Here is a 23,260-nt window from a genome sequence, read left to right on the forward strand (position 1 = left end):
AGCGAAAGACAAATCTAAACAAACAGACTCCATGCGTATTTCTCTAACCTGGTTAAAAGAACTTGTAGAAATCAAACTCACCCCAGAAGAACTGGCGGAAACCTTGACAATGGCAGGGTTTGAAGTAGAAGATATAGAAGACCGCCGCACTTGGGCAAATGGTGTAGTTGTGGGAAAAGTGCTAGAACGTCAACCCCACCCCAATGCAGATAAATTGAGCGTTTGTACCGTAGATATTGGGGCTGCTGAGACTGTAAATATCGTTTGCGGCGCTGCGAACGTCCGCGCAGATATCTATGTCCCTGTCGCCACCACAGGAACTTATTTACCCAACATTGATTTAAAAATCAAACCTGCAAAACTGCGGGGTGTTCCCTCCAATGGGATGATATGCTCTTTAAAAGAACTAGGTTTACCCACTGATATTGACGGTATTCATATCTTCCCTGAAGAAAACATGGTGGTGGGTAGTGATGTTCGTCCCCTGTTGGGTTTGGAAGATGTGATTTTAGATGTCACCGCTACTGCTAACCGGGCTGACGCTTTATCTATGGTGGGTATTGCCCGGGAAGTAGCGGCTTTAACTGGCGGAAAATTATCAATTCCCCCAGTTGCAGAAGTAGAAAATATCAAGACTGCCAAAAGCATCACTTTAAAAATTTCTGAAATCCAAGCTTGTCCTGCTTATATTGGTACAGTTGTCGAAAACATCAAAATTGCGGCTTCTCCTGAATGGCTGCAACAACGTTTACGCGCTGCTGGAGTCAGACCAATTAATAATGTAGTTGATATCACTAACTACGTTTTATTAGAAAGAGGACAACCTCTCCACGCTTTTGATAAAGAGCGGTTACAATCTGTAGGTGGAGGAGAAAATTTAATTATTGGTGTGCGGTTTGCGGAAGTTGGAGAAACTTTAAAAACCTTAGATGGAAATATTCGCAATTTATCACCCCAAAATTTATTAATTACTGCTAATAATCAAGGGGTGGCTTTAGCAGGTGTTATGGGTGGTGCAGAAACAGAAGTTCATGAAGGTACACAAAGTTTAGTTTTAGAAGCGGCGTTATTTGATTCTGTGGCTATTCGCCGTTCTTCTCGCAGTGTGGGGTTAAGAAGTGAGGCTTCTGGTAGATACGAAAGGGGCGTAAATCGAGCCGAATTAGAAATAGCTTGTCACCGCGCTTTATCCTTAATTAGTGAATTAGCCGCAGGGGTGATTGTTCAACAAGAAATTTCCGATTATCGTCCAGATGCTTCTACTTGGTCACATTCTATTAACCTGCGTTTGGATAAAGTTAATGAAGTGCTAGGTCCCATTGAATTAGGACTTGAAACAGGAGAATTACAAAGGTCAGATGTCGAAAAAATTCTCACAGCTTTAGGGTGTGAATTAGTCAAAATTGATGACCGAAATTGGACAGTCACAGTACCTCCCTATCGTTACCGGGATTTAGAACGGGAAATTGATTTAATTGAGGAAATTGCCCGTTTATATGGTTATGATAAATTCTGTGATACTTTACCAGAAAAATCCGAAGCTGGTTATCTATCTTTAGAACAAGAATTAATTCGCAGGTTACGCGCTTATCTCCGCGCTGAAGGTTTAACAGAATTAATTCATTATTCTTTGGTCAAACCAGGTGAAGATAAACAAATTGTTTTAAGTAATCCTTTGTTTGCAGAATATTCAGCTTTACGCACTGATTTAATTTCCGGTTTAATTTCCGCATTTCAATATAATATAGAACAGGGAAATGGGGCGTTAAACGGTTTTGAAATCGGGCGGATTTTCTGGCGCGAAGAAGAGGGTTTACAAGAAGCAGAAATCCTGGCTGGGATTATCGGTGGTGATACAACTTCCGGTAAATGGTCTAGAGGTGGTAAGGAACAAGCGATTACTTGGTTTGAAGCCAAAGGCATTTTAGAAAGTGTCTTTAAACAACTAAAATTAACGGTAGAATTTCAACCCGAAAATCGAGATTCTCGCTTACATCCTGGACGTACAGCTTCGTTGTGGGTAAAGGGTAATAGACTGGGAACATTCGGACAGGTTCACCCCCAATTACGTCGAGAGAAGGATTTGCCAGAAGCCGTTTATGTGTTTCAATTAGATTTAGATGCTCTGTTGGATGCCTGGGATCATGATGATTTACTAGTTCCCAAATTCAGTTCTTATTCTACCTATCCAGCTAGTGACCGAGATTTGGCGTTTTTTGCCCCTGTGAAAGTGACAGTTTCCGAACTTGAAAAAGTCATTAATAAAGCTGGGAAAGGATTGTTAAACTCTGTGGAATTGTTTGATGAATATCGTGGTGAAAATGTCCCCACAGGACAACGCAGTTTAGCCTTTCGTTTAGTATATCGTGCCAGCGATCGCACTCTCACTGAAAATGAAATTGAACCAGTTCATAATCAAGTGCGGACAGCCTTAGTTGAAAAATTTGGTGTGAATTTGAGAAGTTAATCCAAAATATTCGGTTAAAACCGAATTTTGCTATGAGACAGGGAATTTATTCCCTGGCTTTATCAATTATCACTAAACCGTCAAAAACTTTTGAATCACATCTTGACTAAGTTCATGAGTTAGACCGGAAGCAACAATCCCGCCTTTTTGCATAGCATAATAGTAATCTGCCTGACGGACAAAATGCAAGTGCTGTTCTACCAATAAGACGGAAACCCCTGTGGTTTCAATAATCTGACGGACTGCGGCTTCAATTTCCAAAATGATTGAGGGTTGAATACCTTCCGTCGGTTCGTCTAATACGAGTAGTTGTGGTTTTCCCATTAAAGCACGAGCGATCGCTAATTGTTGCTGTTGTCCACCACTTAGATCTCCACCCATACGAGACAGCATAGTTCTTAACACCGGAAATAAACTAAAAATTTCTGGAGGAATTTCTGGTTTTTTGACTGGTTTTTGTCTAGCTTCTAATCCCAAAAGCAGATTTTCTTTAACTGTTAATCGCGGTATAATTTCCCTTCCTTGACTTACATAACCAATCCCCATTTTCGCCCTTTCATAAGTTGGTTTACCGTTAATTATCTCCCCTGCAAAATTAATAATTCCGCTGCTGGGTTTGAGTAGTCCCATAATTGTTTTTAGCATGGTTGTTTTTCCCACTCCATTGCGGCCAATTAAACATACCATTTGTCCTGGTAATACGGTCAAATCCACATTCCTGAGAATATGACTTTCACCATAATGAACGTTAAGATTAGAAATTTTTAGCATTATAAAATTAACCTGATTAACTATTTTAATTTTTCCTAACTTTAGCCCTCCCTAACCCTCCCCTTGTAAGAGGGTGTTTGAAAAGTCTAAATTCATACTCTCAGGGCGATTATAAATCGCGGCTACACAGACAAAACCCACCTATTCCTTCAGTCCCGTAAGGGATACGTGGGTTCAGAAGCCTTGATTTTTCATTAGTCCACCTTCGTGGACTTCGCTTGTGTAGTAGCGTATCCCTGACGGGAGCCGTAGGCTCTATTATATTCGCCGATAGCGTGGCGTTAGCCATAGACTTTTCAAACATCCTCTTAGACCGGGGAGTATCAACTAATTGCTATGATTAGAAACTAAAAGTACTTCTCAAAGCACCAATTACTAAATTGCTACTGCTATCATCGTGATTTGGGGCTGTTAGCCAAATTACAGCGGGGGTAATGGTGATATTATCGCTGACCTTGTATTGATAAAATCCCTCAACGTGATAGGAGGTATTTGGATCTTTCGTAACTCCAGTAATACTAGAATTCGTAACCTTTGGTTCCATACCAAATATAATACCAGCTAAGTTACCTTTTTTACCCAAATCTGGTAAACCTAAAGTAACAGCATAGTTCCAAATTTCCGCTTTTCCTTTGGTACCAGTCAAAACTTGACTATTGGTATATCCAGCCCAACCACCTAAAACAAGTTGCTTCGTAATACCTAAGGATGCTTCCACACCGTAGGAATTACTGGAAAAGTTTGTACCAGCGGCAAGATCGGTAAATGTGGCGTTATTACTACCTGTAGCCAGTGACTTGTTATAGGAATTGATGTAAGTTAAACCAAGGGAAATGCGATCGCTTGGTTTGACTGTTAATTGTGCTAAACCGCCGTAGGGACCATCAAACAACCCATTTCCGGGAGTAGGGTTATTGTGTCCACTAGCTAAGTAACCTAAACTGAGAGTTAAATTTTTACCTAATTTTTGTTTTACACCTAGTCCTGCTCCACCCAATTGGGCATAGATGGGGTTTCTGGTTCCAAATGCGGACACAGCACCAGATCCACCATTCCCATCAAACAGATTCAATGTGCTGTCAAGGTCGAGAATTATACCATCATTGGCTATGATGTTGGCATAAGTGTTTTTACCAAGGGGGAATCCATAGGAAAGCGCACCTATAGAAACATTGTTATTAGGTGTGCCACTGGCAAAGGACAATTTACCTTCTGTAGTATTAAGACCAAAACTGTTAATATTGTTGCTTTCTAGCCTGGTAAACAGTGTGTCTTTTCCAGTAAAACTGGTGACAAGCTCCAATCTAGTTCTAGCACCTAATGTCGTATTCTTGTTAGTAATGTTATTATTACCGACTTTATTGCCAGAAACAACACCACTAACAACCGCAACAACCTGTCCTTGCAGTTTTGTGGTAGTTGAAAATTGATTAGCTTCTAAATCAGCAGTTTTGGCTTCCACAGCGTCTACACGACCTTTTAAGGTTGCTAGTTCTGCGGAAAAGTCATTTTGCAACTTTTGGATTGTTGCTAAATCTTGTTTTGTCGTTAAATCAGCCGTAGCAGTAGCAATTAATTCATTAACTCGATCTAAACAGGCATTCAAACCAGCCGCAAATTCGTATCGTGACAACGCCCGATTACCCCGAAAAGTCCCGTTAGGATAACCCGCAACACATCCATAGCGTTCTACCAATGATTGTAATGCCTGAAATGCCCAATCATTAGGTTGGATATCAGATAACTGAGACACGGAGGTAACTTGAGATATTACCTCCTGTTGATTATTTATATTTAATTGTTGAGAATTAGTATTAGTCTGGAGTTGATTATTTGCTGGTATTTCTTCAGCCAAGACTCCAGAATTTGTGCATAGTATGGCACTGATAACAGTCGAACTAGCAAGTAAATATGTTAAGAGCTTTTGCATTTTTCTTGACACCTGGTTTTTCACGAATAATTGGAGCTATTAAGAATTATTCTTAGCAACTTTAATCTAATTTGGGACTTAGAAATTAAAAGTATTTCTCAAAGCACCAATTACTAGATTACTATTGCTATTCTACCACTTAAATAGCCTAAACTTAGGATTATTTTATCACCAAATTGTAACTATTTTTGAAGTCAGTGATGCGTTTAGAAGAGAGGATTAAGGGAGGTATGATTCTCTTCCTGTTTTCCCAAATATACTTCAATAACGCGGGGGTCATTTCTGACTTGCTCAAAATCACCTTCACACAATACTGAACCCTCATGTAATACTGTCACTTTCTTAGCAATTTGTCGCACAAATTCCATATCATGTTCAATGACTAAAATTGAATGACTTTCTGCTAATGTTGATAGCAAATTACCAATATTATAGGTTTCTTCATCTGTTAAACCAGCCACTGGTTCATCAACAAGTAATAAATCAGGAGATTGCGCTACTAACATTCCAATCTCCAAACGTTGCTTTTCTCCGTGGGATAATAAAGCCGCTGGAATATTGGCTTTTGCAGTTAAGCCAATTGTTTCTAATAAGCCTTTAAGACTATTTTTTTCCGCATAAGTGATAGAACTAAACAAGGTAGAAAAGACATTTTTATGACGATTACTAGTGATTTCTAAATTCTCGAAAGGCGTTAAATTAAGATATATGCGTGGAGTTTGAAATTTGCGACCAATTCCCATCCGTGCAATTTGATGTTCAGCTAAAGAACGTAAATTTTTACCCTTAAATAATACTTTCCCTATAGTTGGTTGCACCTTACCTGTAATCACATCCAAAAAAGTAGTTTTCCCAGCCCCATTCGCACCAATTACTACGCGCAATTCGCCAACATTCATACTAAAATTTAGACGATTTAATGCTTTAAAACCGTCAAAACTAACGGTGACATTTTCAGTTTCCAAGATTTTGGCGTTCATGTTTCACCTCCATATCTTCTTCTAAACTAGGATAGGTATCAGAAGGTTTTAATTGCTGACGTTTCCCAAAAGGGATATTTTGTTTACTTAACCATCCCATTATGCCATCAGGAAGCAGAATGACGATAGTTAATAATAGTATACCCTGAAAAAATAGCCATATTTCCGCGAATTGTTCACTTAAAAAAGTCCGGGCATAATTAACTAATAAAGTCCCAATAACTGCCCCGATTAATGTCCCTCTTCCCCCCACAGCCACCCAAATCACCATTTCAATAGAAAAGCCAATATCCATGGATCTAGGGGATACAGAACCACTTTGAACCGTGTAAAATGCCCCAGCTATACCAGCAATTGCTCCCGAAACTGCAAATACTAAGACTTTAAAATCTGTGGGGTCATAACCAGAAAATCGTACCCGACTTTCATCATCACGAATAGCTATTAATAATCTACCAAAACGTCCACTAGTTAACCAGCGACAAAGCCCATAAGTAGCCGCCAAAAATACCACCGTCAAGACGTAAAAAACAAATTGAGTTTTGCTATCACTAACTATAGCACCACTGCCATTAACTCCCCAAGACAAAGGCGGAAAAGTGGTAAAATCTATCAACCCATTTGTGCCATTAAAAAATTGTTGTTGTCCATTAAAAAAATTGAAAAATACAATAATTGCAGCTTGAGTCAAAATCGAAAAATAAACCCCCTTAATGCGATTACGAAATACTAAATATCCTAGTAGTCCTGCTAACACACCCGGAATCATGACTACAGCAGCCATAGACAGGGGAAAAGAAGAAAAAGGCTGCCAAAATCCAGGAAGTTCCATAACACCATAAAGGGACATAAAATCTGGTAACTCCCCCGTGGGGACTTGCAATTTTAGGTACATAGCGATCGCATATCCACCCAAACCGAAGAAAATCCCATGTCCCAAACTCAATAAACCAGCATAACCCCAAATTAAATCAATTCCCAAAGCCACAATAGCCAGAGACAAAAATCGTCCCAATAAATTCAGACGAAAATCTGAAAGTAAAACCGGCATAATCAAAATCAAAATTAAAGCGATCGCACAAACTACCCCAACCTCAACTAATATTAAACTTCGCCCCGTTTTAATTTTCATCATTCCTGCTTTATCCATTTTCTCAAATCCACGTTCATCTGCGGTTAATTTCCCATGACTTGTAAGTATTCAGCTATAGCGCCCGTTCATACCTAGTACAGCACGGCGTAAATAAATCAACCATTCTTAATCGCCAAAAAGCTTGCCCAATATTGCTTTTGACTTTTGACTTTTGACGAACGCCTTGCGGTACTAGATCCCGACTTCTTTTATTAATTGTGTCCATAAATGATAAATTGATCACAGAAGTCGGGGATCTTTTTACCTCACCTGAATTCTTAACCATGACTTAAACATCAACATGACGACCCTTTTGAGGAAAAATCCCTCCCGGCTTCCATTGTAAAAACACAATAATCAACGCAAAAACCATCACCTTAGCCATACTTGTAGTTGCAAAAAAACTAAATAAATCAGCCAAAGGCTTAACCGCACCCAACAACAAAGCCAAAGTTCCCGAACCAATCAAATAATTAATTGTCCCAATTCCCAAAGCTGCCAAAATCGTACCAGCTAAATTACCCACACCACCGACAACCACCACCATAAAGGTGTCAATAATGTAATTTTGTCCAGTATTTGGTCCAACAGAACCGAGTAAACTAATTGCACATCCAGCTACACCAGCTAACCCTGAACCCAGCGCGAAAGTAATTGCATCAACTTTTTGAGTGGGAATACCCAAACAAGCACTCATACTGCGATTTTGCGTAACAGCCCTAATTCTTAATCCCCAATGAGAACGTTGCAAGAATAGATAAATTCCTCCCACACAAATAATCGTCAAAACAATAATAAATAACCGTGCATAAGGTAATTGTACACCAGCTAAAGATACACCAGATTGTAACCAACTAGGGGCTGTAACATCCACATTTTGAGCGCCAAACCAAGGTAAAGTTACCGCTTGCTGATAGGTTTTACTTAATAAATTACAAATTGTGATTGTCAATCCTAAAGACAAAAATAGTAAAACTCCCACAACCCAGTTACGAATTTTCTGTAAATTATTCCGATAATTTAAAATCCGTAAACCCCCAAAAAACAGAAGAGAAAACAAAGCTATCCCGATGATCAATAATAAATTCACACTGCGGACAAACTGCTGAAAAATTAAACTTACTCCCCAGGTTGCTAACAGAGTTTCTAAAGGTCGTCCATAGAGATAACGAATTACACTTTTTTCCAGAATTAATCCCACACCAGCAGTGAAAATAAAAGCGATAATCAAAGCCAAAAATATATAAACTTCAAACCAAAACCCACCGAATTGCTTACAAATATTTTGCACAACAAAAGTTGTATAAGCACCAAACATAATTAGCTCACCATGAGCCATATTAATGACACCCATTAAGCCAAATATGATAGCTAATCCTAAAGCAGCAATTAATAAAACAGCGCCAATACTAACACCATTAAATACAGCTTCCAAGAACCCTGTTAACATTTTATCCCTGCAATTATCAATTTATTCCTAATAGTCAGTTGTCAGTTATTCTGTAACGTCGGTGAATTTTTGCGCCTTTGCGCCCAAGATAATTCATAATACCATTGTCCAACCTCTATTTTGTTTTTATCACTGACAACTGACCACCAAATTAACCCTTCTTGTATTTGCCACCTTTTGCAGGATCTGACCAATCACAAGCAAATCCCTTAGTCTCTTTCACAAATTGATTCCAAGGAACTGGTTCAACTGGTGCGGGGGTAGCATAAACAATGTCAAACAGGCCATCCTGTCTGACTTGACCAATCCGCACAATTTTTGATATGTGATGATTAGCATTAACAGTTACTTTTCCTTCAGGTGCATCTATAGTTTGACCATAGGCCGCAGCCCGGACTTTCGCCAAGTCAGTTGTAGTTGCTTTTTCTACCGCTTGTTTCCATAAATACACGGCGATATATGCCGCTTCCATTGGGTCATTTGTTACCCTATCTTCACCGTATTCTTTCTTAAAAGCCGCCACAAATTTCTTGTTCGCAGGTGTGTCTACTGTTTGAAAATAGTTCCAAGCAGCATAATGTCCTTTTAGATACTCTACACCAATGGCTTTAACTTCCTCTTCCGCAATACTCACAGACATGGAAGGATACTTATCTGGTGTCAATCCCGCTCCTTTCAGCTGTTTGAAGAAAGCAACATTACTATCACCATTAAGAGTATTATAAATTACACCACCCTTGGGTAAAACCTGCTTAATTTTCGTGATAATAGCTGTCACTTCCGTATTACCCAAAGGTAAGTAATCTTCTCCCACAGTTTTCCCACCTAAAGCCTCTAATTGAGCCTTAATAATGTTATTAGCAGTGCGGGGGAAAACATAGTCAGAACCGACTAAAAAGAACTCTTTACCTTTATTCTTCAACAACCAATCAACAGAAGGTTCAATTTGTTGATTTGGGGCTGCACCAGTGTAAAAAATATTTTTAGAACATTCTTGACCTTCATACTGCACAGGATACCAGAGCATATGATCCTTGCTCTCGAAAACTGGCTTCACATTTTTACGACTAGCAGAAGTCCAACAACCAAAAACTACAGCTACTTGATCCTGATCAATCAATTTAGTAGCTTTTTCTCTAAAGGTATCCCAATTAGAAGCGCCATCTTCAACAACTGCTTCAATTTGTTTACCTAAAACACCCCCAGCAGCGTTAATTTCCTTAATTGCTAGTTTTTCCGCATCTACCACACTCTTCTCACTGATAGCCATTGTGCCACTGAGAGAATGTAAAATACCTATCTTGATGGTTTTACCAGCAGTACCAGCTACGGGAGATGTACTGCTGGATACTGCTGGACTATTCGCAGTATTTGGAGAGTTATTACCACAAGCTTTTAAGAAAATGCTACTACCAACACCTACAGCACTGTAAAGCAGAAACTTACGTCGGTTAAATTCCTTAGACATATTTTTGATTAGTTATCTTTTTAAACTGAGATATTAGTTCTATATTTAACTATTAAACTGTGATTTCTTATACAAAATTGTAATTTATTTTAATAAGGTTCTATCTTAAGATAGATGACATATATAATTTCTTCCCCTCTTCCTTGTGTAAAAAACACCAATGAAATAACCTCAACCCTATATCTCCAGGGGATTTAACATCATTTTTGTTATATTTACTAGGACTTATGCACAAGTTAAGGAATAATATACTGATATAGCACTCATAAGTGTTAGGATGTATAATAATCATACTCCCAAACCCTCCCCGCGCAAGGGATGAGGGGACTGTAATGTACTTATATTTTTGGAAATACTAGTATATATTTTAGGTTTTTATTAAGTATGCAGGGATATTGGTGAAATTAAAAACTTGATCATCAATCTCTATCTTAAAAAACCTCATGTTGCTATATTTTTTAATAAGTATCAATAATCAGAAATTATGACAAAATACATTATGTGGGGAAGTTATTGTGAAGACGTTCTCACCAAACGCGAACCCTATCGTCAAGCCCATTTAGCCGGATTAGCACAACAGAAAGAATCTGGAATTTTAATTACGATTGGACCAACAAAAGATGTAACTCAAGTTTTTGCCATTTACGAAGCCGAAGACGAAAACACCGTTCGTCAATTAGTGGAATCAGATCCCTATTGGCAAAACGGCATTTGGACAGAGTATTTTGTTAAAGAATGGATTCAGGCTTTTTAGCCCCTTGACACAACTTATAATTAATTCGTAATTACCCATTACGAATTAAGTAGGTGAACAAAATAAAAATGAGGGATACTGCGTTTTGTAAAATGGCTGAAACTCAATCAGAACCTCACATTAAGACAACCTTACATACCATTGAATTTTTCTGTTAACCTACTTAATTATCCCTTCAGTGCCTTTTGAAAATTGCGACGATAGGATGAATTAGCTAAAAACAAAGCAGGCCATAGCACAGCTAAACCGATCCGATTAGGTAAAGTTTGATTAAAATTAGTCCTACCAAATCCAGTCCAAAATTTCCACACACCACCGACATAAACCACGATGATTCCGAAAACAAGTAAATTCATGATTACCATCAACTCCGTTAATAACTGACATAATTTTATCTCAAGCAACTTCATTGCCGATTATAAGAAAGTTATAACTTAGGTTTTAAGTTATCGGCACTGGCGTTACTTGATTCTAGTTTAAATGAGGATAACAGATTGCTGCTATTTATCCCTGTTCTGTCACTCTCCGAAAACATTTGCCATTTCTGAATTCTAGAGTCTTTGCATAGGAAGCGATCGCACAATTTTTTGCTAATCACAAATCCAACACCCATTTTTTTCTAATAGGATAGCTTGTATGGATGGACTGATAAAGCTTTCAGAGATTGCCCTCCCGGAAAGTGACAAAAGAGGGCTATAGTAGGGAGCAGGAAACAAAAGAGAAAAATATTCTCGATTCTTCCTCCTTCTTTCCTCCTGACTCTTGACTCCGTCCGACTGACGCTCACGGTAAAGCCTGACCCCTGAATTCTTACATTCTTTAATAGATATTTCTTGCGGAAGTTCCTTAGATCTCAATATCTATAGGAAACTAAAGGAGGAAAAACATCATGTTTTTATTCAAGTTTAGGAGTATTTATGCGTGCAGTCTTAATGGCAGGTGGTTCAGGAACGCGGTTGCGTCCTTTGACTTGTGATTTACCCAAACCAATGGTTCCGATCTTAAATCGTCCCATTGCTGAACATATCATCAATCTCCTCAAACGACACCAGATTTATGAAGTAATTGCCACATTGCATTATTTACCAGATGTTCTCCGTGATTACTTTCAAGATGGCAGTGATTTTGGAGTACAAATGACCTATGCTATCGAAGAAGATCAACCATTAGGTACGGCAGGCTGCGTAAAAAATATTACTGAACTTTTAGATGAAACTTTTTTAGTCATTAGCGGTGATAGTATCACAGATTTTGATTTGAGTGCCGCCATTGAATTTCATCAACAAAAACAAGCAAAAGCCACCTTAATTTTAACCCGTGTGCCTAACCCCATTGAATTCGGTGTGGTAATTACGGATACAGAAGGGCGTATTAACCGATTTTTAGAAAAGCCTTCCACCAGCGAAATTTTTTCTGATACTGTCAACACTGGAACTTATATTTTAGAACCAGAAGTTTTAGACTATTTACCAGAACATACTGAATGCGATTTTTCTAAAGATTTATTTCCCCTCTTACTAGCCAAAAACGAGCCGATTTACGGTTATGTTGCTGATGGTTACTGGTGTGATGTGGGTCATTTAGATGCCTATAGAGAAGCCCAGTATGATGCTTTACAAAGGAAAGTTAACTTAAAAGTGGCTTATCCAGAAATTGCTTCCGGTTTGTGGGTAGGACAAAATACTTATATTGATCCTACCGCCAAAATTGAAACCCCAGCCGTAATTGGGAATAATTGCCGCATTGGCCCGAGGGTAAAAATTGAGGATGGGACAGTAATTGGTGATAATGTGACAATTGGGGCTGATGCTCATTTAAAAAGACCAATTATTTGGAATGGGGCAATTATTGGCGATGAGGCTCAGTTATCGGCTTGTGTAATTGGTCGCGGTACTCGTGTAGATAGACGCGCTCATGTCTTAGAAGCGGCTGTAGTCGGTTCGCTGTCTACGGTGGGAGAAGAGGCGCAAATTAGCCCTGGGGTGAGGGTATGGCCGAGTAAAAAGATTGAGTCTGGTGCAGTTTTAAATATTAATTTAATTTGGGGAAATACTGCCCAACGCAATTTATTTGGACAGCGGGGAGTACAAGGATTAGCCAATATTGATATTACTCCAGAATTTGCGGTGAAGTTGGGGGCTGCCTATGGTTCGACGTTGAAACCTGGTTCAATGGTGACAGTTTCCCGTGACCAACGCAATGTTTCCCGCATGGTAACACGGTCTTTAATTGCGGGTTTAATGTCTGTAGGTGTGGATGTCCAGAATCTCGATACTACGGCTATTCCTATCGCTAGGACGGTGATTCCTACTATGCAGGTAGCAGGGGGTATTCATGTCCGAGTTCACCCAGAACGCCGTGATTATATCTTGATTGAATTTATGGACGTGAAGGGCATTAATATCTCTAAAGCCCAAGAAAAGAAAATTGAGGGGGCGTATTTTAAGGAAGATATGCGCCGTTCCCAAAGTCATGAAATTGGTGATGTGGTATATTCTAGTCAATTGATGGATTGCTATGGGAAGGCTTTTGAAAAGTTATTAAATGTGGATACTCTGCGTAATAGTCGGGCAAAGGTGGTCATTGACTATGTTTACGCTGTATCTGGGGCTATTTTGCCGCAAATGTTGGATAAATTTGGGGCGGATGCAGTGGTGTTAAATGCTAGTTTGAATAAAACGGCAATTTCTAATGCTGATAGAGAGTTGCTGTTAACTCAATTAGGTCATGTTGTGGAGGCGGTAAACGCTAATTTTGGCGTGCAGGTATCAGCTAATGGGGAACAACTGATTTTAGTTGATGAATCGGGTTTTCCTATTAGGGGGGAAATGCTGACGGCGTTGATGGTTGATATGATGTTAACTGCTAATCCTAGAAGTTCGGTGGTTGTGCCGGTTCATGCTTCTAGTGCAGTGGAATTAGTTGCCCATCGTCATGATGGTAATGTAATTAGGACTAAGGCTAATCCTACGGCTTTAATGGAGGCTTGTCAGAAGAATTCCAATGTGGTTTTGGGTGGGAGTGGGGAAACTGGGTTTATTTTTCCGCAATTACATCCAGGGTTTGATTCGATGTTCTGTATTGCCAAGCTAATTGAAATGTTAACCATTCAAGAGCGATCGCTGGCAAGCGTGCGTTCGGAATTACCCCGTGTCATTCACAGAACCTACACAGTCCGCTGTCCTTGGACTGCTAAGGGGTCCTTAATGCGTTATTTGGTGGAAACCCACCCGGCGCAAAATTTGGAGTTAATTGATGGTGTGAAAATTCGTCAACCCTATGATGACAATTGGCTATTGGTTTTACCTGATGCCAGTGAACCTTTAGTCCATCTCTATGTTAACAGTAGCGATCGCGATTGGGTGGATGAAACTCTCAGAGACTACCGCGCTCGTGTCCAGTATTTTGTGGAACGTGAACAGGAGAATTACCGTTTGGATATGTAATTGTAGGGGCGGGGTTTCCCCGCCCTTTATTATGTGTTTTATCACGCAGAGGCGCACAAAGTAGTTAAGAGTTTGGTTTAAATACTCTTGAAACCATATTGTTTTTGACGATCTTCAAATCTATATTCACGATTATAGTTATCATCTGGATCATAACCAAGATCGCCAACAAAGCAGAAAGAAACTGCTAAGTTAAAGGTTCTTTTTTTCAAACACAAATTCTGCTTGTGGTGGCATTTTATGAAAGTCGTTTTTAAACTTTTTCCACTCTCTTTGGTGATGTCTATCCATAAATATATCTAAATTTTGTAAGCGATTTAGCCAATTATCTTTATTAATTATGACCGTATTTTCATCGGTTTCTTCAAATTCTAAATAAATCTCTTCTAATACTTTCCGCATTTCCTTGGGATATCTCCCAGCTAAAGCCAGAAATGCAATTAATGTTTGTTTGTATTCTTTTTTTGGTTCTTGCTTCCATGTTGTATCATGAGGTGCTGGAGTCCAGATAGTTTTCATGATTTTGCAAATATTAATTAGTCGCTTTGCAGTTCTGGGAGTTAAATCAACGTGCTGACAGCATTCTGATATCCACCCGAACTCTTCCGGAGTAAATCTTTCAAAACTAACTAATGGATCTGTATGAGCAGAATGTTGGATTCTACTATGTTGTTGTTTGATTGTAAATAGTTTTATAGGTTTGTTTACGTTGGCATTTTTTCTGCTTTTGCGCCCACAATTCAGGGAATAGGGCGCAGGAATTGCGCGCCTACGGATTGGTGGAGTTTTGGAAAATGGCTTGGTTTTGAGACCAGTCTTTACCTACTTGGATAGTAATATCTGAACCAATATTACCTGTGCTTTCTACGCGCACTTCTCCAAATCCCAACAAACTACGAATTGATTCGGCACTGTCTCCGTCTCCTTGTTGGGCGACAATGTGGGTTACGTCTAAGGGTTGTCCCCAGGGTTTAGAGACGAAGATATTGGTATATCCGGCTTTCTCCAATGTTTTAATCAGGGGACGCAGTTGAGAGCGATTTCTAGGTCGCGCTTCGCTATCGCTGCGATCGCCTCCTGTACTATCCTGAATAGCTACACGCAACCCACTAGGCTCACTGAGCGATGTTTCTGTGGTCTTCGCTTCTAAACCAAAATGCTGGGTCATTAATTTAGCAATACTCCGCCCATCTGGAACCCAGTAGCTGGCATCAAATTCGTGATTTTCGCTAAAGCGTCCAGGCAGCATTAACATTTGCATATTTGCGCGATTGATTTTTGAACCAAAACCAACCAATGCTATTAATTCTTCAACGGATAAGTTAGTATCAATATTTTCCTTAACCACATTGAGAATATCTGGTAATTTGGTGATGGTTGTTGGGTTAAGAGTCTGTTCAATTAAAGCCCGCAACACCATTTGCTGCCGCTGAATCCGCCCAATATCGCCCAATTCATCATGACGATAGCGGAGTAATTGCAACGCTTGTTCACCATTGAGATGTTGTTGACCCGCTTTTAGATTAATGTATAAATGCTGGGAATCGTCCCGATATTTCATATCTTTGGGGACATAGATATTCACTCCGCCCAAAGCTTCAATTAGCTTACTAACACCTAAGACATTAATACGGACGTAGCGATCAATTCCAACTCCACCTAAAAGATTACTAACGGTTTTCGCCGTCAAAGCTGGACCACCATCTACATTAGCAGCATTAATTTTTTTAGTTCCATACCCTTCAATTTGTGTACGGGTATCTCTAGGAACAGAAAGCATGACTACTTTTTTTGTCTCTGGATCAAATTTGATCAACAGCATCACATCAGAAAGACCGTCAAAGGAATTAATTTGGGGCAAATAACGCAGATTTTTACTTTCCGATGGGGGATTTTGGACATCTGGAGGTAGTACACTCATGCCCATTAAGAGGATATTAACAGGACGAGTTAGCTGAGAAAATTGTAAGCCATTGCCAGAAATACTATCACCATCAAATACTGCTTCTTCCTGGGCACTGAGTTGAGCTTGTTGTAAAGGGGTACTTTCCCAAGAAACCGCTAATAATGCCCCTGCAAGTCCTGATACTATGGCAATCCCCCCCATACCCACCGCAAACCATAGCCACCGTCCCGATTTTGACGGGCGAGAATTTTTCCCTTGACGCTTATATTTAGCTTTTGCGGCTTTTTGTTGTGCTGCTGTTGTTTTTTGACTAGTCACAGACTTCCTCTCACCTACGATTTTAAATAAACTAAATTTGCCGATCAACACATCTAAAACAAATCAGACTATAATAGCCAACTCTTCATCAGTTTGCTATAAAAAACTGCTAAATATGGTAATCTTCAACTAAATTCCTTTTAATTACGGTAGGAGTCACCGAGTCAAGGAGTCAAAAGGAAGAAAGAAGAAGAAGGAAGAAAGAAGAAGAAGGAAGAAAGAAGAAGGAAGTAAATTTATACCCCTGCTCCCTGCCCCCTGTTCCCTGTTTAATATTTCCGCCATACTCGTTCTGCCAAGTTGCTAAATCCCGGTAAACGGGAAGATTTGCCTTGAATGACCCGATAAATCAACCAAATACTCACCAGAAAGTAACCAGAAGTCAGGAAACTATTGAGGATTAACAGGCGAAGTGTCAAAAAATCCGTTGCTGATCCAGTAGTTAATAATAAATAACCCAACATCCAGATAAAAGCCAAGGTAATAGACAAACAACTGATTGCCAGTTGTTCCCGACTACCCTGCCGCTGGTAGAGAGTCCACAGGGAGGGAAAAAAGCTGATAATGGGAATCAAATATAGAACAAGTTGTGTTTTTGAGATATCTGTATCTTTTGGGGGCAAGTTATCCATAGTGGTTGATGTGATCATAAACTAGAGATGGTGAATAATAGTCATTAAGTTAGAGATAATAACCTAAGTTACTTGTGAGGCAGGAGGCAATTAATAATTGATAATTTTTATTACCTATTATCTGCCTCAACGGGATTAATATTTAGTCAAGCAGAAATCGCCTTAGTTCTATAGTGTAATTACTTAAAAATGCAGACACGCAAGCTACTCAATTGGTGGCAAACACTGACACCTATAGCCAGATTTTTAGCGATCGCCCTACTTGCGCCCCTATTAGTTCTGAATGGTTGGGCTATTGCCGCAATTTTCAATTATTTTCACTCCCTGATTGTTATTTTAGTCGGAGCTTCCGTATTAGCATTTTTACTCAGCTACCCCGTGAGTTGGATGGAAAATCACGGAGCAAAACGAGAGCAAGTAGCCATTCTTGTATTTTTGTTAGCATTATCCATCTTATTAGCTCTAGGTGTCACCCTGTTTCCTCTGGCCCTGACTCAAGCCCAACAACTGGTGGCGCGGTTACCAGACTTAATAGACTCAGGACGTTCTCAATTAATGATCCTCAATGAAAAAGCAGAAGGCGCTGGTTTACCAATCAACCTCGATGCTTTAGCCGCACAAATCAACGATCGCGTCAAAGGACAATTACAGGCGATCGCCGGACAGGTACTAAATCTAGCTGTGATCACTGTCACCAGTCTGCTCGATTTCCTCCTGACAATGGTATTAACCTTTTATTTATTACAGCATGGCGGCGAACTTTGGCAAAGTTTAGTAGAATGGCTACCTGCTAAATTTCGCGCCCCCTTTTCCAAAACAGTTCGTTTAAGCTTTCAAAACTTTTTTATCACCCAATTAATTTTATCAACCTGCATGGCTTCTGCCCTAATTCCCACCTTTTTATGGCTAAAAGTTCCCTTTGGTCTATTATTTGGGTTAACGATTGGAGTTATGGCACTTATCCCCTTTGGTGGTTCTGTCGGTATCGCCCTTACCACCTCTTTAGTCTCACTTCAAGATGTTTCTATGGGCGTAAGGGTATTAATAGCAGCCATAATAGTCCAGCAAATTCTCGAAAATCTAATCGCACCGAGAATATTAGGCAGTTTTACAGGATTAAACCCGGTGTGGATTTTAATTTCTGTCTTAACTGGAGCGAGAATTGGCGGACTTTTAGGCGTAATTGTTGCTGTTCCCTGCGCTGTGGTTATTAAAAGCATCATCAACGCCATTCGTCCCTCAACACTTAACCTGGACACAGAAGACTCTCACCCTGATGAGATATCTGCACCCATGACACCAGAAGCATCTCCGAAAATAGAGCCTAATAATTCTTTGAGTGTTTCATGACACACTCATCCGCCATATTGCTCTCAAAGTAGATTATCGTCCGGTAAAAAGCCTAGTTCTGTATTGGGTAGATAAGATTTAGTAAAAACGTTATTGCTGTTATCTATCGGGTAACAAGCAACCGCAGCTAATAGCATAACACCAGCGGCTGCTAAAACATAACGTCTACCCAAACTTACCCCATAACGTCGTTGCAGAAAATTGGTTGTGACAGAATTCATCCTTTTACCTCAATTACTCCAGATTTTCAGGTGTCTATTGCAAAAGACGTTGCTAATCTCCTAATTGTTCACTATCTCATCCACAGATTCATAAATCCTCAATTGTTACAGTTTTGGTAACAACTGTTCCCTGTTCCCTGTTCCCTGTTCCCTGTTCCCTGTTCCCTGTTCCCTGTTCCCTGTTCCCTATTCCCTATTCCCTATTCCCTGTTCCCTGTTCCCTGTTCCCTGTTCCCTATTCCCTATTCCCTGTTCCCTGTTCCCTGTAGATAAACATCAATTATTCTTACTCACCAATACAAACCCCCGCGTCTTCCCCGCACCGACATCACTTGTATTCATTGCTTTCCATAAATCCGCTGTTTTTACCCAAACAGGTGGATATTTATAGCGCGAAACATCCATAATTAAAAATCTATCTGTTAACTCGTTATATGCCGCTAAAGGCGAAATATGTCCACCTCGTTCTTGACCAATTTCCTGACGTAAATAGTTAATAATAATAAAATTTCCTGGTTGCCTTAAATTCTCTGCTGCTAACTTGCGAAACTCTGCTAAATTCGTATTACCAGCATGATACACCTTAACTTGCACATTATAACTTTCCAATAATCCTCCTAACTGATCTAAAGTCATACCTTGACGGGCAACAACTTCAGAACTTACCACAGTTCTAGTTTTTGCATTACTAAAAAAATTATCTTGGGTAAATACCCGAAATGGCTTATATTGTAGTGCTTCTGGTGCAGGAACTTTCAAACTATTTAACACCATAACCATACTAGCAACGCCACAGTATGCCTGATTAATTTGGGTGACAAACTGTGTACTTAATGGAAAAAAATCATTGTTTGATTTACTGGCAATTAATAACTTTTCACCTTCAGGAGTATCAAAACCAATCAAGTTTGGGGAAAGTGATAATGTTTGGGCAAAGACATTACCTCCAGCTAAACAAATGCCTAAAGTAATAACTTTAATTGATGTTTTGATAGAATTGATTGCTGCCAATTTCATAGTTTATTTTCAACCTGATTTAAATTATTTTTAGGACAACAGCAAGGCATCATTTTATATTATTAAATTAAAATTCCTGCAATTCCCGCAGTAATAAAACCCGCTAATAATCCACCAATCATAGTTCTTACACCCATACGGGCTAAGTCTTGTTGGCGGTTCGGCGCTATTCCTGTCATCCCACCAATAGTAATGCCAATTGAGCCAATATTAGCAAAATTACATAAGGCATAGGTAGTAATAATAGCTGAACGTTGAGAAATTTCTTGTTTCTTAATCAGTTCTCCTAAATCCAAATAGGCGATAAATTCATTAAGAATCGTCTTTTTACCTAATAATGCTCCAACTTGTCCACAGTCAGCCCAAGGTATACCCATTAACCAGGCTACGGGAAACATAATTAAAGATAACATCCCTTCTAGAGATAATTGCGGATAACCTGCCAACGTTCCCAACCAACTTAAACTAGCATTCACAGCAGCTAATAAACTCAAAAAAGCAATTATTATTACCCCAACATTAACTGCTAATTTTACCCCATCAATTGCCCCAGATGTGGCTGCATCGAGAACATTAACATAATTACTTTTGATGTCTATATTAACTTTTTCTGTAGTTTCCGATACTTCTGTTTCTGGATACATTATTTTTGATACTATCAAGGCAACAGGAGAAGTCATAAAAAAAGCAGCAATTAAATGTTCTGGTGGAATCCCAAAGGACAAATAAGCACCTAGTACACCCCCAGCAATGGTAGCAAAACCACCAGTCATGACGGCGTGCAATTCAGATTTTGTCATGTTTGCTAGGTAAGGTTTGACCATGAGTGCTGCTTCTGTTGGTCCCAAGAAGATATTTCCCGCACAGGATAAAGATTCAGAACCTGATGTTTTCATGGTTTTCATCATGAACCATGCTAGGGCATTGACAACTCTTTGCAAAATGCCATAGTAATAAAGAATACTGATAAATGATGAGAAAAAGATAATTGTGGGGAGAATTTGAAAAGCAAACAGATGATCTTTGAAGTTTTCACCAAAGACGAATTTTGCACCAACATCAGAAAAAGCCAAAAAGTTACCAACAATATTTCCCAAGGATTTAAATAAGTTCAAACCCCAAGCGGTTTTGAGAATGACTATAGCCAAAATAAATTCCCACCCTAACCCCCAAGCAACTGTACGCCACCGCACAGCTTGACGATTCACGGACAGGGCGTAGGATATACTAATAAAGACGCAAATGCCTAAAAATGAAATAGTGCGTTCCATATTCAATGTTTCCATATTTCCAGCAAATAAGCTTCAGAGTAACTTAATTTCAGGTATTAAGTGCCGCATTGGCTGAGTTAAGCTGTGTTTTTTGACTAAAATACTGGTGATTTCAGAAAATGACAGTATATTTGCTAGGTTTTTAAATCTTAAATATGAAGAAATAATTAAAAATATACAAAACTTAAATAAATTGTTATTACAGAACTATGCAAATGAGAATAAAGAGTGTATATTAGTCTCAACTTCAGTATACCGAAACATTTATAGTCTACCAATTATGGGATGCCCCTGGTTCACAACTCAAACGAACTGGGGGCATCTGTGTTTTTGGTCATTGGTCATTGGTCATTGAGAAAATTCTTCTTCTTTCTCCTGACTCCTTCTTATCGCCAACCTAGTCGGCGTAAGCAGGGGACAATGAGGTAATGGCTTATACTCAGGGAAAAGCTGATTAAGATGCTGACTAAACTAAAAAAACCTATGGGTGAAAATACATCCAGCCCTTGTGGTTGGCTGGAAAAATGGAATAAATGTAGTCCCAATCCTAAACGCACGAAAATGGCTATGAGGTTGGCGCTTCCTAAACCTGCAATGACTGCGTAAGCGATTTGATGACTGCGAAGACCTAAACCAAGGGTCAATAGGGGAAATGAGATTAAAATCCATGTGACTAAGCTTTCAGCCGGATTTGGTGTGGTGATGAATTGACAAGCTATCCAGCCTAAACTATAGCCAATTAAGCCCATTAAAGCTGTGATCAGAAACCGCCGCTTTTGTCCAAAACAGCCTGATAAGGTTAATCCCCAACCTGTTCCCAAACCTGCAAAACCATAAACTATACTTTCTGCGGCTATATAAGGTTGTTTTTCGACTAATGTTGGTAATGGATAGACTAGTAATTCTAACCAGCGATCGCCTAAACTGGTATGGTAAGCCAGGAAAACCCCCGTCATTGTCCCGATTCCCGCGCAGATACTCGTCAGTATCATTACCCAAACAGTTGCCAAACAGGCAGATAAAAATTTGTATATTCCCTGAATTATTAATAAAGTAGTATTACTTATAGCTTGAGTAACTTCAGTTATTGATTGGACAAGAGATTTACCCGGACTGCTGAATAAACCTGGCTGTGAAGATGACGAGGCGATACTTAGTAACCGTTTATGAATAATAGCTGCATTGGCTGGACGTAATCGCACATCATCTTCTACCATTTCATCAATTAAATCCGCTAAATCTGGTTTAATTTGCCGATAATTCCGCCAACGCAATTTTCCAGTTAAACTATCTTCCAATTCGGACGGATATTTGGCGGTAAGTAGTTGAATAATAGTTCGTCCCAACGCATAAAAATCTGCTGCTGGTCCAATATTACTGCCGCGAATTTGTTCTTGGGGACTATAACCGGAAGAGTACAAGCGTGTAGATGTGGGGTGCGATCGCAAAACTGACCCATTAAATTGTTTAGCACCACCAAAATCAATTAGCACCAATTGATCACTTTTGGCAGGAGATACTGGCGTGGAAGTCCGTAACATCAAATTAGAAGGTTTTATATCGCGGTGAATAATTTGGCGTTTATGTAACTCCTGCAAAATCAACACAGCTTGAATAAACCAACCAATTACCAAATCTTCGGAACAACCTTGAGGAGAATTTATTAATACTTCCTCTAAAGTGTATCCATTAATCTTTTCCATCACTAAACAAGGTAATTGATGGGGTTTAGGATTAATCAAATTGACTTGAAAATAACCGTCATTATCAACTTTAGGCACACCAGAATTGCGGAAACTACTTAAAACTTCCGCTTCTTGAATAAATAATTCCAGCGCCTTGGGTGAAGTCTCTACCAACACCTTTAGCACTTTTTCTGTCTGTGTCTTTTCATCCCAAATTGTGTAAATTTGGGCAAATCCTCCCGCACCGAGAGGTTTAAGAGAGAAATAGCGATCTAACAGATGCAGCGGTGCGCCACAACTGTTACAGAATTTGTTTCCCCAGGGTTGAGGATAGGGACGTTGACAATGGGGATTTATGCAGTGAACCGCACTCTGAGTTATCTGGGTCAAAACCACGAAAATACAAAGGCTGGATCGATTTTAGCGTCTATTTAACTTTAGTTCTAGATATTCGTCTAAATA

20 protein-coding genes are annotated in these 23,260 nt (G+C 39.4%); 4 read left to right on the top strand and 16 right to left on the bottom strand.

All coding sequences use genetic code 11. The annotated features are described in order from the left end of the window. The first annotated feature begins 31 nt into the window (after positions 1–31). Complete coding sequence (pheT, locus tag CA730_RS00660) at positions 32–2,467, top strand: phenylalanine--tRNA ligase subunit beta (RefSeq protein WP_096662707.1); 2,436 nt, start codon at positions 32–34, stop codon at positions 2,465–2,467. Between the two features lie 72 nt (positions 2,468–2,539). Here pheT and urtE read toward each other — a convergent pair whose 3' ends face one another. The 7 genes from urtE to urtA form a co-directional block, all read right to left on the bottom strand. Continuing rightward, positions 2,540–3,238 carry an urea ABC transporter ATP-binding subunit UrtE gene (urtE, locus tag CA730_RS00665; RefSeq protein WP_096662710.1) on the bottom strand — a complete coding sequence of 233 codons (699 nt, stop codon included), beginning with the start codon at positions 3,236–3,238 and terminating at the stop codon, positions 2,540–2,542. 340 nt (positions 3,239–3,578) lie between these two features. After that, entirely contained in the window at positions 3,579–5,168 is a 1,590-nt protein-coding gene (locus CA730_RS00670) for an iron uptake porin (RefSeq protein WP_096662713.1), read from the bottom strand. Between the two features lie 206 nt (positions 5,169–5,374). After that, entirely contained in the window at positions 5,375–6,148 is a 774-nt protein-coding gene (gene urtD, locus CA730_RS00675) for an urea ABC transporter ATP-binding protein UrtD (RefSeq protein ID WP_096662716.1), read from the bottom strand. Continuing rightward, a complete protein-coding gene (urtC, locus tag CA730_RS00680; RefSeq protein ID WP_407919762.1) occupies positions 6,123–7,298 on the bottom strand; it encodes an urea ABC transporter permease subunit UrtC in 1,176 nt (391 codons plus the stop codon). The genes urtD and urtC overlap by 26 nt, the downstream gene beginning before the upstream one ends. Positions 7,299–7,353: 55 nt before the next feature. Beyond that, positions 7,354–7,506 (bottom strand): hypothetical protein, encoded by a 153-nt coding sequence (locus CA730_RS23990; protein ID WP_157749890.1) that lies wholly within the window; start codon positions 7,504–7,506, stop codon positions 7,354–7,356. A gap of 63 nt (positions 7,507–7,569) precedes the next feature. Beyond that, entirely contained in the window at positions 7,570–8,730 is a 1,161-nt protein-coding gene (locus CA730_RS00685) for an ABC transporter permease subunit (RefSeq protein WP_096662719.1), read from the bottom strand. Between the two features lie 151 nt (positions 8,731–8,881). Then, on the bottom strand, positions 8,882–10,198 hold the full coding sequence (gene urtA, locus CA730_RS00690) for an urea ABC transporter substrate-binding protein (RefSeq protein ID WP_096662722.1): 1,317 nt from the start codon (positions 10,196–10,198) through the stop codon (positions 8,882–8,884). A gap of 484 nt (positions 10,199–10,682) precedes the next feature. Here urtA and CA730_RS00695 point away from each other — a divergent pair, with 484 nt between their 5' ends. Then, positions 10,683–10,952: a YciI family protein gene (locus CA730_RS00695; protein ID WP_096662725.1), complete on the top strand. Its 270-nt coding sequence runs from the start codon at positions 10,683–10,685 to the stop codon at positions 10,950–10,952. A gap of 167 nt (positions 10,953–11,119) precedes the next feature. Here the strand turns inward: CA730_RS00695 and CA730_RS00700 are convergent, their stop codons facing one another. Continuing rightward, positions 11,120–11,308 carry a hypothetical protein gene (locus CA730_RS00700; RefSeq protein WP_172891145.1) on the bottom strand — a complete coding sequence of 63 codons (189 nt, stop codon included), beginning with the start codon at positions 11,306–11,308 and terminating at the stop codon, positions 11,120–11,122. 71 nt (positions 11,309–11,379) lie between these two features. Continuing rightward, positions 11,380–11,565 carry a hypothetical protein gene (locus tag CA730_RS25335; RefSeq protein WP_157749891.1) on the bottom strand — a complete coding sequence of 62 codons (186 nt, stop codon included), beginning with the start codon at positions 11,563–11,565 and terminating at the stop codon, positions 11,380–11,382. Between the two features lie 304 nt (positions 11,566–11,869). On the opposite strand from CA730_RS25335, the gene CA730_RS00705 reads away from it, so the two are divergent. Next, positions 11,870–14,398, top strand: coding sequence for a mannose-1-phosphate guanyltransferase (locus CA730_RS00705; RefSeq protein WP_096662728.1), 2,529 nt, complete (start codon positions 11,870–11,872; stop codon positions 14,396–14,398). Positions 14,399–14,590: 192 nt separating this feature from the next. Here the strand turns inward: CA730_RS00705 and CA730_RS25340 are convergent, their stop codons facing one another. From CA730_RS25340 to CA730_RS00720, 3 genes are all read right to left on the bottom strand, one after another. Beyond that, the gene (locus CA730_RS25340; RefSeq protein ID WP_231939941.1) at positions 14,591–14,917 is read right to left on the bottom strand and encodes a hypothetical protein; all 327 of its coding nucleotides are present in this window, start codon (positions 14,915–14,917) and stop codon (positions 14,591–14,593) included. A 250-nt stretch (positions 14,918–15,167) separates the two neighbouring features. Then, positions 15,168–16,622 (bottom strand): LCP family protein, encoded by a 1,455-nt coding sequence (locus tag CA730_RS00715; protein ID WP_096662732.1) that lies wholly within the window; start codon positions 16,620–16,622, stop codon positions 15,168–15,170. Positions 16,623–16,891: 269 nt separating this feature from the next. Next, the gene (locus tag CA730_RS00720) at positions 16,892–17,254 is read right to left on the bottom strand and encodes a hypothetical protein (RefSeq protein ID WP_172891244.1); all 363 of its coding nucleotides are present in this window, start codon (positions 17,252–17,254) and stop codon (positions 16,892–16,894) included. A gap of 189 nt (positions 17,255–17,443) precedes the next feature. Between CA730_RS00720 and CA730_RS00725 the strand changes: the two genes are divergently transcribed. Then, positions 17,444–18,604 carry an AI-2E family transporter gene (locus tag CA730_RS00725; RefSeq protein WP_096662737.1) on the top strand — a complete coding sequence of 387 codons (1,161 nt, stop codon included), beginning with the start codon at positions 17,444–17,446 and terminating at the stop codon, positions 18,602–18,604. A 23-nt stretch (positions 18,605–18,627) separates the two neighbouring features. On the opposite strand, the gene CA730_RS00730 is transcribed toward CA730_RS00725, so the two are convergent. From CA730_RS00730 to CA730_RS00745, 4 genes are all read right to left on the bottom strand, one after another. Continuing rightward, positions 18,628–18,825: a proteinase inhibitor I4 serpin gene (locus tag CA730_RS00730; RefSeq protein ID WP_096662740.1), complete on the bottom strand. Its 198-nt coding sequence runs from the start codon at positions 18,823–18,825 to the stop codon at positions 18,628–18,630. 276 nt (positions 18,826–19,101) lie between these two features. After that, positions 19,102–19,842, bottom strand: coding sequence for a phytochelatin synthase family protein (locus CA730_RS00735; protein WP_096662743.1), 741 nt, complete (start codon positions 19,840–19,842; stop codon positions 19,102–19,104). Positions 19,843–19,904: 62 nt separating this feature from the next. Continuing rightward, positions 19,905–21,113, bottom strand: coding sequence for a NupC/NupG family nucleoside CNT transporter (locus CA730_RS00740; protein ID WP_096671191.1), 1,209 nt, complete (start codon positions 21,111–21,113; stop codon positions 19,905–19,907). A 386-nt stretch (positions 21,114–21,499) separates the two neighbouring features. After that, positions 21,500–23,188, bottom strand: a complete 1,689-nt coding sequence (locus CA730_RS00745; protein WP_172891146.1) for a serine/threonine-protein kinase — start codon at positions 23,186–23,188, stop codon at positions 21,500–21,502. Positions 23,189–23,260 lie beyond the last annotated feature (72 nt).

The organism is Dolichospermum compactum NIES-806, from assembly GCF_002368115.1.
In the GTDB taxonomy this organism is placed as follows: domain Bacteria; phylum Cyanobacteriota; class Cyanobacteriia; order Cyanobacteriales; family Nostocaceae; genus Dolichospermum; species Dolichospermum compactum.